The organism is Streptomyces sp. NPDC001156, from assembly GCF_053598275.1.
On sequence record NZ_JBSFJX010000197.1, the window covers coordinates 1 to 14,567 of the forward strand.

Genomic DNA, 14,567 nt, shown 5'->3' on the forward strand with positions numbered 1-14,567 from the left:
GACAGCTACACGGCGGGGCTCCAGTTGCGCGGCGCGATCATCTGGCTGCGCAGCCTCCGCCCCACCACATGATCACGACTCAGAACACGCCCTAGATCGCTGAAACGGGCTTTGGGTGCGCGAGCTGTTGGGTAGGCGGCCGTTGTCGGTGAGCCTGTCAGGCGGCGATCGGGTGGATTCGTCCGATAGCGACGTACATTCGGATACATGGACGAGGTGCCCAGACGCATCGACCCGACGACGGACCGCGTATCCGCCGCGCTCTTGCTGGGCTGCACACCGGCGCAGATCGGCCCGCGTGCCCGCTGCCAGGGGCTCACCTGCCAGTACGGGCGCGGCGCCAAGCTCCTGTGCCCCCACTGCCAGGCGGTCGAACGGGCCACCACACCGGCGGATGGCTAGGCGCTCGGCCGGCCTCCCACCTGGTCGAGCGATTCGGCGGTTCTACGGCTGAAGCCGTATTCCTTGACGACCTGGCGGCCTGGCGCGCGGCACTATGGCCTGATGCCGAAGACCTGCAGCGCATGGGCGAACTGGTCCGCCAGTACGCCAGCCTGCCGCTCGGCGGCACGCACGCCTCGGTCGTCGCAGTCGCCGAGCGAGTCAAGACGCTGCGCGTCGCCCCGCTCGGCAGACGCCAGTTTTACCGTGGTCCGGTCGCGGCACGGGGAGGCGTTCACGCCCTATCCGGCGTGACTGCTACCCCTGGCCCGACCTGCGATGGACGGCGAGGAAGGCTCAACTCAACTCCGCTGCAGCAGCACAGACCTACCGGCGCCCCCTATGAACGAGATACCTCCGTGGGCTCGCTACCGGTGGCCTGGTGGATGACGTTGGCCGTCAGCCGACGCAGCAGGTCCTGCGCGGTGCTGAACTCCTCGGGGGTCAGGCCTACGGCGTCTCCGATGGCGAGGGGGACGGCGCGGATGTGGTGGCTCAGTGCGGTTCCCCTGGGGGTCAGGGCCACTTCCACCACCCGTTCGTCGTCCGCTCGCCGCTGTCGTTTGAGCAGGCCGTTCGTCTCGAGGCGTTTGATCAGCGGTGTCACGGTGCCGTAGTCCAACTGCAGGACGGCCACCAGATCTTTGACGGAGGCGGTGCCACGCTGCCAGAGCACGACCATCACCAGGTACTGGGGTTAGGTCAATCCCAGCTCCTCGAGCAGAGGCCGGTAGGCGTTGGTCACGGTCCGTGAGGCCGCGTACAGCGTGAAGCAGAAGTGGTCCTCCAGGGGCAGCGGGGCCTCGCCGGGTCGCTGGGTGTGGATGCGCGGCTATTGTCGTCACTCACGGTTGATCTCCCCTTCCATGGTCCTTGGGCGCCCGCCCGTCACCAAGTTGTCGCATCTCCCATGGGTGTGCCGCTCGAAAATACGATTCGGTCCTGTGAACTGCGGCGATGCGGCGCGGTCAGGCAGCGTGACGGTATTCGTTTATCAGGCCGCCGAGAACGGGTTGTCGCCGGATGCGATGGGCTTGGAGGTCGGTGACGGTGGCCGGGACGGCCGGTTCGGTGCTGTCTGGGGGTAGTTGCTGCCGGGATTGATGGGGGCGGTGCTGGTTGTAGTGCCTGATGTAGGCGGTGAGTACGGCGCATGCGTGAGTCTCGTTGTAGATGAGGATCAGGTCGAGAATCTCGCGGCGCAGGGTGCCAACGACCCTCTCGCAGATCGCGTTCGCTCTCGGCGCCCGGGGTGGGCTGAGCAGGACCTCCACGTCGTCTGCCTCGAAGACGGCGTCGAAGGAGCGGGTGTACTTCGAGTCCGATCCCGGAGTAGGAAGCGTAGTGAGTCCATCCGGCGCCCCAACGTCATGGTGAGATTCCTCGCCTGCTGCGCGGTCCACTCGGCGGTGGGATGGGCGGTGACGCCGGCAAGGTGAGCGCGTCGGGTGTCGTGCTCGATGAAGATCAGGGCATACAGGTGCTTGAGGGACACGGTGTCGAGATGCAGGAAGTCGGCGGCGATGATGCCGTGCGCCTGAGCGGAGAGGAACTGGCGCCAGGTCGGGCCGGATCGCTGCGGGGCAGGGTCGATACCAGCAGCGTGCAGAATCTCCCAGACTGTGGACGGGGCGATCGAATAGCCGAGGTGGGCGAGTTCGCCCTGTATCCGGCGGTGACCCCAGCTGCTGTTCTCGCGGGCCAGGCGCAGGATGAGCTGCTTGACGGTCGAAGCGGTGGAGGGCCGACCGGGGCGGCGGTGCTGGGCGAACGTCCATCTGCGCTTGATGAATTCTCGGTGCCAGCGCAGTAGCGTGGTCGGAGTGACCGCGAAGGCTTCCCGCCATCGTGCGCGGGGGATCAACCGTGACAGCGCGGCCAGCCAGATCCGGTCGGCCGGCTCGTACCGGACCCGCGCGACTTGACGGCGCAACACCGCATTCTGATGCCGAAGTGCCAACACCTCCGCGTCCTTGGCCACTCGGCTGCGGAGCAAGGTGGCGGGCACTGCGACCAGGTTCCTGGCCAGCGCAGTGACGATCGACAGCATCATTGCAGGATCGTCCCAGATGTCGTGCGGGCCCTGCTCCTGGAGGAGGAGCGTGCAGGTCACGTCCTGAATCGTGTTTCCGAGCGGGACAGGCAGGCAGTGCCGCATTGCCGTCCCTCGGTCGTCGGCCGGTTCGGTCGCTGACTCGCTCTGGCCGGGGAGCCATCGGGAGCAGATCCGCCGACCTCCGTGGTCCGACCTTCCCAGCTCCCGTACCGGATAAGTGTGGACCCGGCGTTCACGGCGTAGCGGTGGGTGTTCCGGACTCGTAGGGAGCAAGCGCGTCGGCGACCGTCCGGTTACGGGGGGTGCTCACGTCGAAATGCTCGCCGAGGTCGGCCACGCCGCCGCTCAGCCAGGACAGTTCGAGCCTGTTGCCCTGGGTCAGGTCGTGGTGCATCGATGAAGACATGGTCGCGGGCAGGGTGTCGCAGAAGGCGAGCCGGTCCTCGGCGTACCCGGCGTCGAGGTGCACCCCTGCGGCCCGGCCGACCGCCACAGCCTCCGACATCAGGTCGTGGAGCAGCGCCCGGGAGTGGGGGATTCCGCGGATCACTCCGATGGGCTGGCGCGTGACTGAGGTCGCTCCGGACAACCCGACCAGGAATACGAATTTCTCCCAGATCAGCCGCTGGATGTCGTCGCTGATCTCGGCGTCGATCCCGGCCTCCTGGCAGTGGCGCAGAAACTCCTGGAGCCAGTGGGAGGCATGGCCCACATACTCACCGAACACGAGTTTCTGCATGGTCCCGTTGTGCACGACGATCCCCGGCTCCTGGATGGCCGCGGAGATGTAGCACGCGCCTCCGACGACCGATTCCTTAGGCAGCACCTTACGCAGGGCCTCGTCCTTGTGGACGCCGTTCTGCAGGGAGAGTACTCGGGTGTCGGGCCCGACGACGTGGGCGAGTTGTGCGGCGACGTCTTCGGTGTCCCACAACTTGACGGCTACGATGACCAATTCGACCGAATTCAGGTCGGCGATGGTCGGCACCACTGCGTCCGAGGGAACTTGGAGGTCTCCCAGCGGGCTCCGTACCAGCAGGCCGCGTTCGCGGATCGCCGTCAGGTGCCGTCCCCGTGCAACGAACGTGACGTCGTTGCCTGCGGCTGCGAGACGGGCGCCGAAATAGCCGCCCACGCCTCCCGCACCCACAACTGCGATGCGCATGTGTCTGCCTTTCGCCACTGATCGGTCGAGTGGTGCTGTACCGCGGACGGGTCGGCGGAGAGGTCCTTCCCCGAGGTCCCGCGCTTAGTAACCACCTCACAGGTTACTATGAGTCTCCATGAAGGACAGCGCCGGTCAAACACCGGGTACGCGGGTGACAGCTCGGATTCGTGAACTGCGGTTCGATGCGGGCTCTTTGTCGCTCAATTTCATCGCGACCCTCGGCCGTCGGCCGGTCTCACCGGTCGAACGCCTTGACGGTGTGGAGCGGCTGCGCAGCTGGTGCGCCGGGGTCGGACTGCTGCTGCGCGGTGAGGACGCCACGCCGCAGACCATCGAGTCGCTGCACGCTCTCCGGGCTGCTGCGTACGACATCACCACGGCAGTCCTGCATGGCCGGCGACCGCAGCCGGGCTCGGTCGAACTCGTCAACCGGCGAGCGCAGGCGGAGCCTCCGGTGCCTCGGCTGAGCCTGAGCGCGTCAGGACTGCACGTGGACGAGCGACGTGCGCACCTGTCTGCCGAAACTCTCCAGAGCCTGATCTCCCGCGACCTGATCGCCCTCGTCGGTGATCCGGCTCGCTGCTTGTGTCTACGCGAATGTGACTCGGAGGCCTGTCGGATGATCTACCTCGACACCGGACGCGGAAGGCCGCGGCGCTGGTGCTCGATGCAACGATGCGGCAACAGTGCCAAAGCGGCTCGCCATCGGCGCCGAAACTCAGGTGCCCCGAGCGGGCCCGAGGGGCCCAGCGCTTGATCAGGACTCAGACTTGAACATACGGTGCGCCGATGACTCCCGGCGTCAGGCGATGGCCGGGACGTCCAACTCGAGGCGGGCGAAGCGTTGGGTGCAGTGTGTGAAGGTGCTGATCGATCCAAGGGCCTGGATCTGCAGGAACTTGTCCCGCGTGAAAACCCTGGTTCGGGCTGCTGATCAGGCCGTTTGTCTGCCTGTCGTCAGGCTGCTTGCTGGTACTCCCAGGCTCGGCGGGCCAACCGGCAAGCCGCGTCGCGGGTGTGTCGGCGGCTGGCCCTAGGGTGCCCCCGTGAATGTGGATGATCTTCAGTGGCAGTTGAGCAACCTCGGTGGCGTCCTGCCGCGGATCGTGGACGAGATCCTCGAACGCGGCGGCCTGGAGGCCCTGGTGGAGGCGGCACGGGAGCGTGAGGACTGGTTCTGCGCTGCGGGTGCGGTGCGGGGGTTGTGTGCGGTGGGGGAGTTCGGACGGGCCTGGACGGTGGTGGAGCCGTTCGCGGCTACCGGTTGGCAGCCGGCGGTGCGTGCGGGCGCCGACGTCCTGTTGCGGTGGGGCCGCGTCGACCAGGCGCTGGAGCTGGCGCACCCCAAGAGGCCGCAGGAGAACGCGGTCGACGCGTGGCGGGACTACGCCGAGGCGCTGGTCCGGGCCGGGCGGGTGGACGACGCGATCGGTGTACTCGGCCCGCACCTGCGCGGCGGGCGCGTGCTGGGGACCCTGGTGGAGATGACCGAGGGCCAGGGATGCGACGAGCGGGTGTTGGAGCTGCTGGCCCCGATCGCCGAGCAGTTCCGGCACGACCCGAAGCAGTGCGACGACCTGTGGGGTGTCCTGCCTGCACAGGCCCGGGTCTTGGAGCGGTCCGGCCGGGCGGACCAGGCAATCCGACTGCTCGGTGCGGACATGGCCGCACGCCGGTACGGGCCGCAGAACAACGTCAAGTTCTATGCCGAGCTGCTGGCCCGACACGGTCGGGTCGAGGAACTTCACGCCCTTGCCGACACCCAGAGGTACGCCGCCGTACACCCGTACGTGACGGCCCTGGAGAACCTGGGCCGAGCCGGGGAAGCGGAGGCGTACCTGCGCGACCTCATCGCCGCCAAGCATCCGGGCTGGCACGAGAGCACACTGATGGGACTGCTCATCCGTCAGGGCCGGGTAGACGACGCGATCGAGGCGGTGGAGCACACGTTCGACGACCTCTACGACGGGAACCTTCTCCAGGCGACCCTGATCGTGCTCGCCGACCGGGGCCTACACGACAGGGCCCTTGGACTCACGGAAGGGCGCAGCCCCGAATTCCTGGCGGAGAACGGGGAGTTCTGGCTCCGGTCCAACCGGTGGTGGCTGATGGGAGAGTCGGGACGTGCCAGGGAGGCAATCGCGGAGATCCAGGCGTTGCCGGCCGACAGGGTCGAGGACCGCGAGCTGACCATCGCCTGGCTGCTTGCCCAGGACGGCCGCGTCGAGGAGGCCATCGCCCTCCTACGCCCGTTGCCCGGCGAACGGGCCGCGACCGACCTGGCCGAACTGCTGATCCGGCAGGGCCGCCTCACCGAGGCCATCGCCGTCATCCCCGACGTGGCCGCCCAACGGGAGGAGAAACGACGCCTCCGGGCAGAGCGGTAGAAGGCCGCTTCGTCGACGCCGGCTATGGGTGCGACGACTCATGGACAGGCCCGAATACCGCGCACTTGGAATGACGCTCCCCGCCAGCACCCTGTCACGATCAAACCTGGTCAACCTTTCGGAAGTCACGAGATGGATGGACGCCCACCACGACCTGATGGGCTTGACAGCAGGCGCGATGTTGCTGGCGCTCGGTCTCAAACCCACCGCGACCGAGGATCCGTGGGCTGGGCCATTGGCGATGGTTCTTTTCACCATTGCTCTGGGGCTCGTCATGCTCGGTCTGGTGCTTCAGGCTCGGGGACAGGGCGGTGTCGTTCAACAACTCTGTCCGGTTTGATCACGCGATGCTGGCTGGCAAATGGCCGGTGGCGTTGCGCGCGTGAGGGCAGCGGCCAGCGGGCGTGCTGATGTGTCCGGCGAGAGTGGAACGCTTGGCCCCCTTCGGCTCGCCGCGGAGTGGGGGCGGGTAGCAGTCCAGCAAGCCAGGGTGTCACCTGGAGGCGCTGCCGTTGGCCAAAGGCGGGACAGCCCTTGTCAAGACCATGTGCGGCGGCCGACACCAGCGGCTGACACCAACAAGCACGAACAGCAGCGGTCCGCGCCGGACCTCAGTGGACGATCGACCAAGCCTCGGCGACGGGCGGTCGATGTGGGCAGACCCCTGTGATCGACCTGATAAGGATGAGGACCCAGGTCCAAGGCGCCGTGCCCTCGCGTCCCGATCAGATGGCAGCCGTGGCGTTGTTCACTACAGTGCGGATCACTACCACGACGGGAAACCATGGCGGACTACGAAACTCACGCGAACAAAGCCCAGGAGATACTGGACGAACTCCACCCCAAGACCTTCCAGCGCTCTGAAGCACTCGCCGTCGCCGCTGCCCAAGTCCAAGCGATCCTCGCACTGGCTGCAGCCATCGACCGCCAGAGCCACAACGACGGAGGCGGAGCCAGGTGAGTGTCCAACTGCGTGACAACGACCACGAACCACGCCGTACACAGACGGACAGTCGCGAACCGTTCCAGCAGGTCAGCACCGTAGTTGGCCTGCTCAACCCCGCACCTGAAATGCTTCGGGACGAAGAGCGATCGTGCCACATCCGTCCCAGATCGGGCGGGAACTCACGGGGAATCAGGGTGGGCAGGGGTACGTGCCGCCCGACTCGATGCAAGGTAGGAAACCGCTGGTCGAGCCAGTGATGGCCCAACCTCGCTCCTAAAGCGGTGCTCGCGGGGAGGGCCAGGATCTGCTCAAACTGGGGTGGCTAACGAGTTGGTGCGTGATAGCGGGTGAGGTGTGTCTGGCCTGGTCGTGGCCTGTTTTCAGGCGGTGACGGTGCGGTCGGAGACGAGGCCGGCGATGGCGCGGTAGGTGTCGGGCAGGCGGTCGCGTCGGTGGGTCCAGCGGGCCAGTTGCTTCCAGCGTTTGTGGTCAGCCAGGGCGTGTTCGACCGTGATGCGGTCGGACGAGTGCCCGTGACGGTCACGTTCCCACTGCGCGACCCGACCAGGCAGTGCCCCGGATCGCGGCTTTCTCGGCGGGGTGATGGCCTGGCCGGAGTGGTCGCGGCTCAGGCCGAGGTAGCCGTCGTCCAGGAGGACCTCCACTTCGGGGAAGTGCTGGAAACAGATGGCGATGCCTTCGTTGCGGGCGGCTGTGGCGTCATGCATGCGCCCAGGCCGACTGGACCCAGCTCTCGGACCAATAACCGGCCGGCCCGCCCCTCAGGGAGCGACCCGGCCGTTGCTTGAATAAAACAGACGTCACGTCAGTGGTTTGAGGTCAGCGACTGGTGAGGGCGAAGCCGTCCGCGGTGAAGGCACGCGGCGCGCGCTCGCCGTCGAGCAGCAGCCCGGCGCCGTCGTGCACCTGCACGTGCGCCACGTTGACCCCGCGGCCGGTGTACAGGTTGTCGGTCGCGTAGTGCCAGCGCAGGGTCACCGGGCCGGCAGTGGCGGGTAGTTGGGCGGTCACCTGCCACCAGGCGCGGCTGCCGCCGGACAGCGAGGAGACCGCGCCGGACGGCGCGCCGTCGCCGATGGCGGTGACCGGGACGGTCTGCCATGTGCTGCCGCAGTCGGTGCTGGACTGCAGGGTGAGCAGGTCGTAGTTCGGTTCGGTGTCCACGAAGCCGGTCCAGGTCACCTGGAGCGCCCCGGCGCGCGGCGTGACGGTGGTGGTCAGGGTCGCGGTGCTGGCGTTCGGTATGCCGGAATACCAACTGCGTCCGCCGCCCGGTGCCCGGACCGCCATCGCGTTGGCCAGGCCATCGGCGGCGTCGCGCCGGGCTGGGTTGGTGGAGCCCCAGTTGCGGGTCGGGTGGACTCGGTTGCTGAACTGCAGGGCGATGGAGCGTGACAGGGGGTCGATGACGATGGTGGTCCCGGTGAACCCGGTGTGGCCCATGGTCGCCGTGCTGTCGATGCGGCCCATGTACCAGCGCTGGTCCAGCTCGAAACCGAGGCCGTGCGAGTCGCCGGGGAACTTCTGGTTGTAATTGGTCATCATCCCGGTCACCGACTCCTCGCTGAGGATGCGGTGGCCGGCGTAGATGCCGCCGTTGAGCAGGCACTGTGCGAGCACCGCCATGTCACGTACGGTGGAGAACACGCCGGCGTGGCCGGCGACTCCGTTCATCGCCCAGGCGTTCTCGTCGTGCACCTGGCCCCAGATCAGCCCGCGCTGCGGCTCGCCCGGCCCGATCTCGTACTCTTCGGCGGTGATCCGCGGCTTGAGGGAGGCCGGCGGATTGTACATCGTGTCGCGCATCCGCAGCGGCGCGGTGATGCCCTCGCGCACCAGGACGTCGAGCGTCCGGCCGGTGACCCGCTCCAGCACCAGTTGAAGCGAGAGCATGTTGAGGTCGGAGTAGAGGTAGGTGGAGCCGGCCTCGTACTGCGGCACGGTGTCCAGGACGGCCTGGACGCGCGACGGCAGGTCCGGGTAGGTCCACAGTGCGGGGCTCGGGTCGGCAGGCAGCCCGGAGACGTGGGCGAGCAGCATCTCGATCGTGATGTCGCCCTTGCCGTGGCTCCCGTACTCCGGCAGGTAGCTGACCACCGTGCCGTTCAGGTCCAGGCGTCCGCTCTGGATCTGCTGCATGGCTACGATCGAGGTGAACAGCTTGGACAGCGAGGCCAGGTCGAAGATGGTATCGGTGCGCATCTCGATGCACTGGTCGTCCGGCAACAGGGTGCCCTGCTGGTCGGCGTACCGCATCGCGTAGCCGGCGGCGTTCTCGCCCACCACGACGCCGTCGTGGGCCAGCAGCGTGACCTGCCCGGAATAGAGCGGGTGCCCGGTAGTGGGGTTCGGCACGGTGTAGGCGGCGACCTCGTCCAGCGCCGTCCTGATCGCGGCCGGGTCGAGTCCGACTTCCTCGGGGGTGCCGTCGCGCAACACGGTCCACTCCGGGGCGAACCCGTGCTGGGACTGGTCGAACCGCCCGGCGAACGGCGCTCCCGGGAGCCCGTTGCGGGGTGCGGCGGCCGCTCGGGTGGCCGGAACCAGCGCTGCGGTCACAGTCAGCGGCACGGCGGCGAGGACGGCTCTGCGAGAGAGCATCAGTGGAATTCCCTTCGATTGGCGGAGGTGATTCAGCGTGTCGGATCGGCTGGACGGGTGGCCGACGTCGGTGTGTCACGACATCGGCGGTCCGGTGCGCGGGCTGTACCGCGCGGCGGCCAGGCCCGGCAGATCACTGGTAGAGCAGGTACGGTTCGCGGGCGGGTCGGAAGTCGGCGCCGCTGTCCGGCAGTCGGTCGAGCCGGTCGTCGTACTGTTTCGTGTCGGGCACCAGCACCGTGGCTCCGGCAGCGAGCGACTCCGGCAAATCGAACGCGGCGGCGACGTCGGGGTACCCCGGGTGCAGCCAGACGCCGCCCCCCCCGGCTGCTCAGCCGAGCGGCAGGCGGCGGTGGTGGCGGCCGGCAGTACCGGGTGCCACGGGGTGGGTGCCTCGGCCGACTCGGTGTGCCGGTCCGGGCAGCCGTCGTCGGATCCGAAGCCGGGCGCGAGATCCGGCGTGAGGTCGAGCACCAGGCGGGCGGCCGGGCCGTCCGCTCGGCCGGACCAGGTACGGCAAGGCTCTCTGTCCGCTGCGCCGGGCACCCCGAACTCCGGTCCTGACAGCGGGCGTTGCCCAGGTAGACAGCGGCCGTGCCGAGCGGGGCGGGCCCCGTGGGCCCAGTCGGTGCGTCCTGCGCCCGGACAGTAGTCGCCAGCATGGTTCACCTCCGATGCCCCACGGTGATGAGTCGGTAATTTACCTGCGCGGCACGGGAGATGAAAAGAATTGACCTATCCGGGGCCCATTGATAGGTTGCCGTCGTGAGCATCCGGACGAGCATTCAGTCCCAGGTGGACGAGTATCCGCCTTCGTTGCGCCGGGTGGCGGACGCCGTGCTGGCACAGCCCCGGATCGTGCTCGATCAAACCATCACCGAGTTGGCTCGCACCTGTCAGACCTCGGAGACCAGCGTGGTGCGCTTCTGCCGCAGGATCGGCTTCACTGGCTACGCCCCACTGCGCATCCAGATGGCCGCCGAACTCGCCAACGAGACCGCCCGGTTCGGCGCGGCGGCAGGGTACGGCTCGGACATTACCCCCACCGACAGCCTCGCCGACGCGATCGCCAAGATCAGCACCGCCGAGATCGTCGGCATCCAGCAGACCGCCGACAGCGTCGACCTCGCCCTGCTGGAGCGGATCGTCCAGCGGGTCGCCGCCGCCCGCCGCGTCCTGACTTTCGGCATCGCGGCCAGCAACTCCAGCGCCCGCGACCTTGTACAGAAGCTGCTGCGGATCGACATCGACGCGCTGTCCTTCACCGACGCGCACGAAGCACTGGTGCCGGCCTCCCTGCTCGGGCCGCAGGGGGTCGCGATCGGCTTCTCGCACAGCGGGCGTACCCGGGAAACGGTGGCGTTCCTGCGCGCCGCACGCGAGAGCGGTGCCTACACGGTCGCGGTGACCAACGCCGCGATGACGCCGCTGGAGGCGCAGGCCGACGCGACGCTGCGTACCGCCGTGCGCGAGACCCGTTTCCGCTCCGGCGCGATGGCCAGCCGGATCGCTCAACTCACTATCGTGGACTATCTGTTCGTCGGAGTTGCGCGCTCGGACTACGACCGCAGCGTGGCCGCGCTGGAACGCACCCACGCCGCCGCCCGCACCCTGCGCGACGACCGTTGACCCGTACCGCTTCAAAATGTCTGCACGGCTTCTGACTTGCTGCAATGCCAGTTGATCACCTGCTTGGTGGAACTCGTTGATGAGGCCCGCCACGGCTTGTCGGCCTCCGATCCGGGGCGTCGGGCGGGCCCTGTCTACCAGAGTTGTCCTTGCGCGACCACGACCGTTCCGTTAGCGGTCAACTCGCCCCTCGGACACTCGCTATAACGATACGGAAGCGAGGGCCTCGACCTCACGGTCGCAGTCCTTGTTGTGTGTTCGTAGCCGTTCGTGGGGTCCAGGGCCTCGCAGAGTGGGCCTTTTCTCGGTGTCGACTTGATGTGCGGTGCGATGCCCCAGGACGCCTCAGGCGTCCTCAGCGGAACAGTGGCAAGCCGTTCACGTGGGCCAACCGTCGACCGGATCATCGACCGCATCTGTCGCTGCTGTTCACGCATCCTCGAAGCGGCTCAATAGGGTTTCGCCGATCGCGCTGCTTGCGCTGTTTGTCATCGGCTCCTCGGGCGGAAGGCGTTCCCCGCGGAGCTCGGCGACCATGATCGCGTCCTCGGTGGCACGTGATAGGAAGCGGATTGCTTCGCGTAACTCCGCACGGCAGGAGCACTCGTCATCAGCGATAGCCTGTGCGCGCCGGAAGTCTTCTCTCGCTGCCTTCACCATGCTCTCTTCGCATGAGTCAGCGACGGCGGCCAGGATTCCTCCTGGCTGTGCGTACTCGCGTTTCCCCTCCAAGGACGTCCACGGCAACCTACGCAGCCCGGTAATCCCGCTCACTGGGTCGACTCCTCCCTGTCGGCTTGGCCCCCCGTGCCGTAGCCCTGCATCGGGGGTCTCGCCTTCGACTATACGCGCATACGCGTATTCGCGGTCGCGTGAAGGCGAAGATTCGCGCACGCTCACAGCATGGATCTTGACCGGAGCAAGCCCGTATGGCCGCAGGTAGCTGATGAACTGCGCAGGCGGATCGATGCCGGCGTGTACCCGAAGGGTGAGCGATTTCCCGCTGTCGTGACCCTCGCTACTGAGCTCGACGTAGCAGCCTCGACCGTGCAAAAGGCGGTGGCTGCCTTGCGTACAGAGGGGCGTCTCTACACCCTGCTCGGGCAGGGCAGCTTCGTGCGCTGACTGCCGCGCGACGCGCAGGAGAGCGCGCCGACGGCAGTTGCCCCACTTCACTCAGTGCCGACTCGTAATCTCGGCGGCCACTGCCCCTGCTGTTGCGGGCCTCCAACTGGCATGCCACCCCCATCTTGGTGCCGACGGCCCCGCTTCCGTGCCGCCGCGCCAGATCGTGCGCCGAGGCGGCAACAGCGCGGTGCGCCGCCGCCGACATGCTGAGCGAGGGCTCGCCACTGCCGGACCTCAGGACGCGGTCGGCGGCTGCTCAGAGACCGTTGTCGGTCACCACGGTTCCGTCCTGGACGACATAGCCGATGTTCTCGGGGCGCGCCAGAAAGCCGATGTCGGTCAGCGGGTCCCCGCGCAAGACCACCAGGTCCGCCAGGAAGGGCGGCCGCGACGGCGAGCCATACAGCGGCCGCCCTGCACTCCCTGTACGAGGTTCGTATGACCGGCGCGGAACTCGATACGTTCGCGTTCGAGTGGGCTCGCAGGGCCAGGCAGGCCGCATTGTCCCTGAACAACTTCGTCCGCTGCCGACCATGCGAGCCCGACCACGGTCACGATGGGGACACAAGAGCCGCGGTCGGCCCGACCACTGCCCCAACCAGGCCGCGGGAGCGACTGATCGCCGCAGCGGCCGGTGGGGGTGTGGCAAGTGGGTGGCGGTGAGCGTGCTTATGTGCCCACCGGGAGAGCAGTGCACGATGCGGGCTCTGCGCTGCGCAGCGGCGTCAGTCATGGAGCTGATTGCGCACGATCTCTGGACTGCGCATCCCAAGCCGATGTCCGCTCGCCTGTCTGCGCAATCGCCTGCACATGGCCGATTGCGCAGGCTCTGGATCTATTGCGCAGCCGTCCGCGCGGACATTCGTTTCTTCCGCTGCGCAGCGGCGGGTGCGTATCTGCTTGTGGAGCGGGCCGGATCCGCTTGGTGGGACCCGGCCACGAACCCAGCCACGGCAGTCCAGTGCGCAGAGTTGGGGGGCGCCACCGTTGGCGGGGGTGTGGCTGACGGTCTGGTCGCGGGCGGGGGGTGAGCTGCGTCGGCGTCGGCGCCGCACGTGCTTCCTCGCGCGGCAGCACCGCCGCCCTCAGCCAGCCCTCCGTCGGCCGCGTCGACAGGCGTGAGGTGTCGCCGAGTCGGGCCGGCTGGGGCCGGAGGCCGCGGGTGCGGTCACCTCCGTTCACAAGGGAGGTGAAGGGGCGCTGCCTGTTCCCTGGTGTGCAAGACGGGCGGGAGGCATGCTCGGCCCGGCCGGCTGCGCGCTTCATCATGGTCATGCTTGAGTGCTGCGAGGGTGCTGCCACCCTCGCAGTATCTGCGCGCACCCGAAAGAGTGACGTCGCAGTTCCGGCCCGACGGGTCGGCGGCGTAGTTTTGGTAGAGGTCGCTTGGGATCTGTGGCGCCAACTCATGCGTTGACTGGCGCGGACTCTGTTGCACCATCTGCTGACCTCGGCCGCTGGTAGGTCCTCGAATACTGCAGGTCAGGCGGCGAATTGGTCATGGTCGGGGAGCTGACATCCCTTCTGCTGCCGCTGCTCCCTGCCCGAATGATGTATGAAGAGAGAAGGCGGGGGCGGGCGTCGTCGGCGCGGCGGCATCGGGGATCGGCCCGGGCGTTTGGGTTGCGCGTCGGGCGGGCCTCCGCGCTTCGGCGCTGACGCGCCGGGGGTGCTGGCCGGTCCGGGTGATCCGCCTGCTGACTGCGTGGCGGGCTCTGCACGTGCCGATAAGCATCCGGTCTGGTCACGCGGCTTGTTGGTACTCGTGAACGGTTCTGCCGAACCGGTCTCGTCGACGGATTTCCAGATGTCTGATCTGTGCTGGTTCGTTGATCGGGCGGGGGAGTGGCCGGAGCGGAGCGGCTTGACCGCGGGCTCGGTGTGGTCGCTGCCTGTTGTAAAAGTTCTCGAACTCACCGGGCGCATGGAGGAGGTGGCTTTGGTTCCAGATCAAGGTGCGGTCCAAGAGCTCGTGCCTACAGGTCTGTATCCAGTGATCCGTGAGGGAGTTCATCCGCGGTATGTGGATGGCGGTGGTGACGACCTTCAGGCCGGCGTCGGCCAGTAGGGCGTCGAAGGCGGCGGTGACCTTCCCTGTGAGGCTCGGAAAGTCATCGCCGCAGGTCAAGCGGCATACCGATACTCGTTGATGGCACCACCGAGGATGCGCGTGCGCAGGAGTCTGTGGCC

At 67.6% G+C, this 14,567-nt stretch carries 13 protein-coding genes and 2 pseudogenes; 8 read left to right on the top strand and 7 right to left on the bottom strand.

All coding sequences use genetic code 11. The annotated features are described in order from the left end of the window. The first annotated feature begins 207 nt into the window (after nt 1-207). Nucleotides 208-402, top strand: coding sequence for a hypothetical protein (locus ACWDA7_RS42345; RefSeq protein ID WP_450612115.1), 195 nt, complete (start codon nt 208-210; stop codon nt 400-402). A 92-nt stretch (nt 403-494) separates the two neighbouring features. On the opposite strand, the gene ACWDA7_RS42350 is transcribed toward ACWDA7_RS42345, so the two are convergent. The 4 genes and pseudogenes from ACWDA7_RS42350 to ACWDA7_RS42365 form a co-directional block, all read right to left on the bottom strand. Next, the gene (locus ACWDA7_RS42350; protein WP_450612117.1) at nt 495-680 is read right to left on the bottom strand and encodes a hypothetical protein; all 186 of its coding nucleotides are present in this window, start codon (nt 678-680) and stop codon (nt 495-497) included. Nucleotides 681-781: 101 nt separating this feature from the next. Next, nucleotides 782-1,117, bottom strand: coding sequence for a MarR family winged helix-turn-helix transcriptional regulator (locus tag ACWDA7_RS42355; RefSeq protein ID WP_450612119.1), 336 nt, complete (start codon nt 1,115-1,117; stop codon nt 782-784). Between the two features lie 292 nt (nt 1,118-1,409). Beyond that, nucleotides 1,410-2,494 (bottom strand): annotated as a pseudogene (locus ACWDA7_RS42360) (integrase core domain-containing protein). A gap of 235 nt (nt 2,495-2,729) precedes the next feature. After that, entirely contained in the window at nt 2,730-3,662 is a 933-nt protein-coding gene (locus tag ACWDA7_RS42365) for a ketopantoate reductase family protein (protein WP_450612121.1), read from the bottom strand. Nucleotides 3,663-3,780: 118 nt separating this feature from the next. Here ACWDA7_RS42365 and ACWDA7_RS42370 point away from each other — a divergent pair, with 118 nt between their 5' ends. From ACWDA7_RS42370 to ACWDA7_RS42385, 4 genes are all read left to right on the top strand, one after another. After that, entirely contained in the window at nt 3,781-4,422 is a 642-nt protein-coding gene (locus ACWDA7_RS42370) for a CGNR zinc finger domain-containing protein (RefSeq protein WP_450612123.1), read from the top strand. Between the two features lie 289 nt (nt 4,423-4,711). After that, nucleotides 4,712-6,052 carry a hypothetical protein gene (locus ACWDA7_RS42375; RefSeq protein ID WP_450612124.1) on the top strand — a complete coding sequence of 447 codons (1,341 nt, stop codon included), beginning with the start codon at nt 4,712-4,714 and terminating at the stop codon, nt 6,050-6,052. A gap of 40 nt (nt 6,053-6,092) precedes the next feature. After that, nucleotides 6,093-6,392 (top strand): hypothetical protein, encoded by a 300-nt coding sequence (locus tag ACWDA7_RS42380; RefSeq protein WP_450612126.1) that lies wholly within the window; start codon nt 6,093-6,095, stop codon nt 6,390-6,392. 444 nt (nt 6,393-6,836) lie between these two features. Then, the gene (locus ACWDA7_RS42385) at nt 6,837-7,013 is read left to right on the top strand and encodes a hypothetical protein (protein ID WP_445527141.1); all 177 of its coding nucleotides are present in this window, start codon (nt 6,837-6,839) and stop codon (nt 7,011-7,013) included. Nucleotides 7,014-7,378: 365 nt separating this feature from the next. On the opposite strand, the pseudogene ACWDA7_RS42390 reads toward ACWDA7_RS42385, so the two are convergent. Both ACWDA7_RS42390 and ACWDA7_RS42395 read right to left on the bottom strand, forming a co-directional pair. After that, nucleotides 7,379-7,738 (bottom strand): annotated as a pseudogene (locus ACWDA7_RS42390) (transposase family protein); the annotation flags it as partial. A gap of 100 nt (nt 7,739-7,838) precedes the next feature. Next, nucleotides 7,839-9,620 (bottom strand): serine hydrolase, encoded by a 1,782-nt coding sequence (locus ACWDA7_RS42395; protein ID WP_450612128.1) that lies wholly within the window; start codon nt 9,618-9,620, stop codon nt 7,839-7,841. A 765-nt stretch (nt 9,621-10,385) separates the two neighbouring features. Between ACWDA7_RS42395 and ACWDA7_RS42400 the strand changes: the two genes are divergently transcribed. Beyond that, entirely contained in the window at nt 10,386-11,249 is an 864-nt protein-coding gene (locus tag ACWDA7_RS42400) for a MurR/RpiR family transcriptional regulator (protein ID WP_450612129.1), read from the top strand. A gap of 429 nt (nt 11,250-11,678) precedes the next feature. Here ACWDA7_RS42400 and ACWDA7_RS42405 read toward each other — a convergent pair whose 3' ends face one another. Then, nucleotides 11,679-12,023, bottom strand: a complete 345-nt coding sequence (locus ACWDA7_RS42405; RefSeq protein ID WP_450612131.1) for a hypothetical protein — start codon at nt 12,021-12,023, stop codon at nt 11,679-11,681. 129 nt (nt 12,024-12,152) lie between these two features. Here ACWDA7_RS42405 and ACWDA7_RS42410 point away from each other — a divergent pair, with 129 nt between their 5' ends. After that, entirely contained in the window at nt 12,153-12,374 is a 222-nt protein-coding gene (locus ACWDA7_RS42410; RefSeq protein ID WP_432936574.1) for a GntR family transcriptional regulator, read from the top strand. A 1,768-nt stretch (nt 12,375-14,142) separates the two neighbouring features. After that, nucleotides 14,143-14,445, top strand: coding sequence for a hypothetical protein (locus tag ACWDA7_RS42415; RefSeq protein WP_450612133.1), 303 nt, complete (start codon nt 14,143-14,145; stop codon nt 14,443-14,445). Nucleotides 14,446-14,567: the final 122 nt, after the last annotated feature.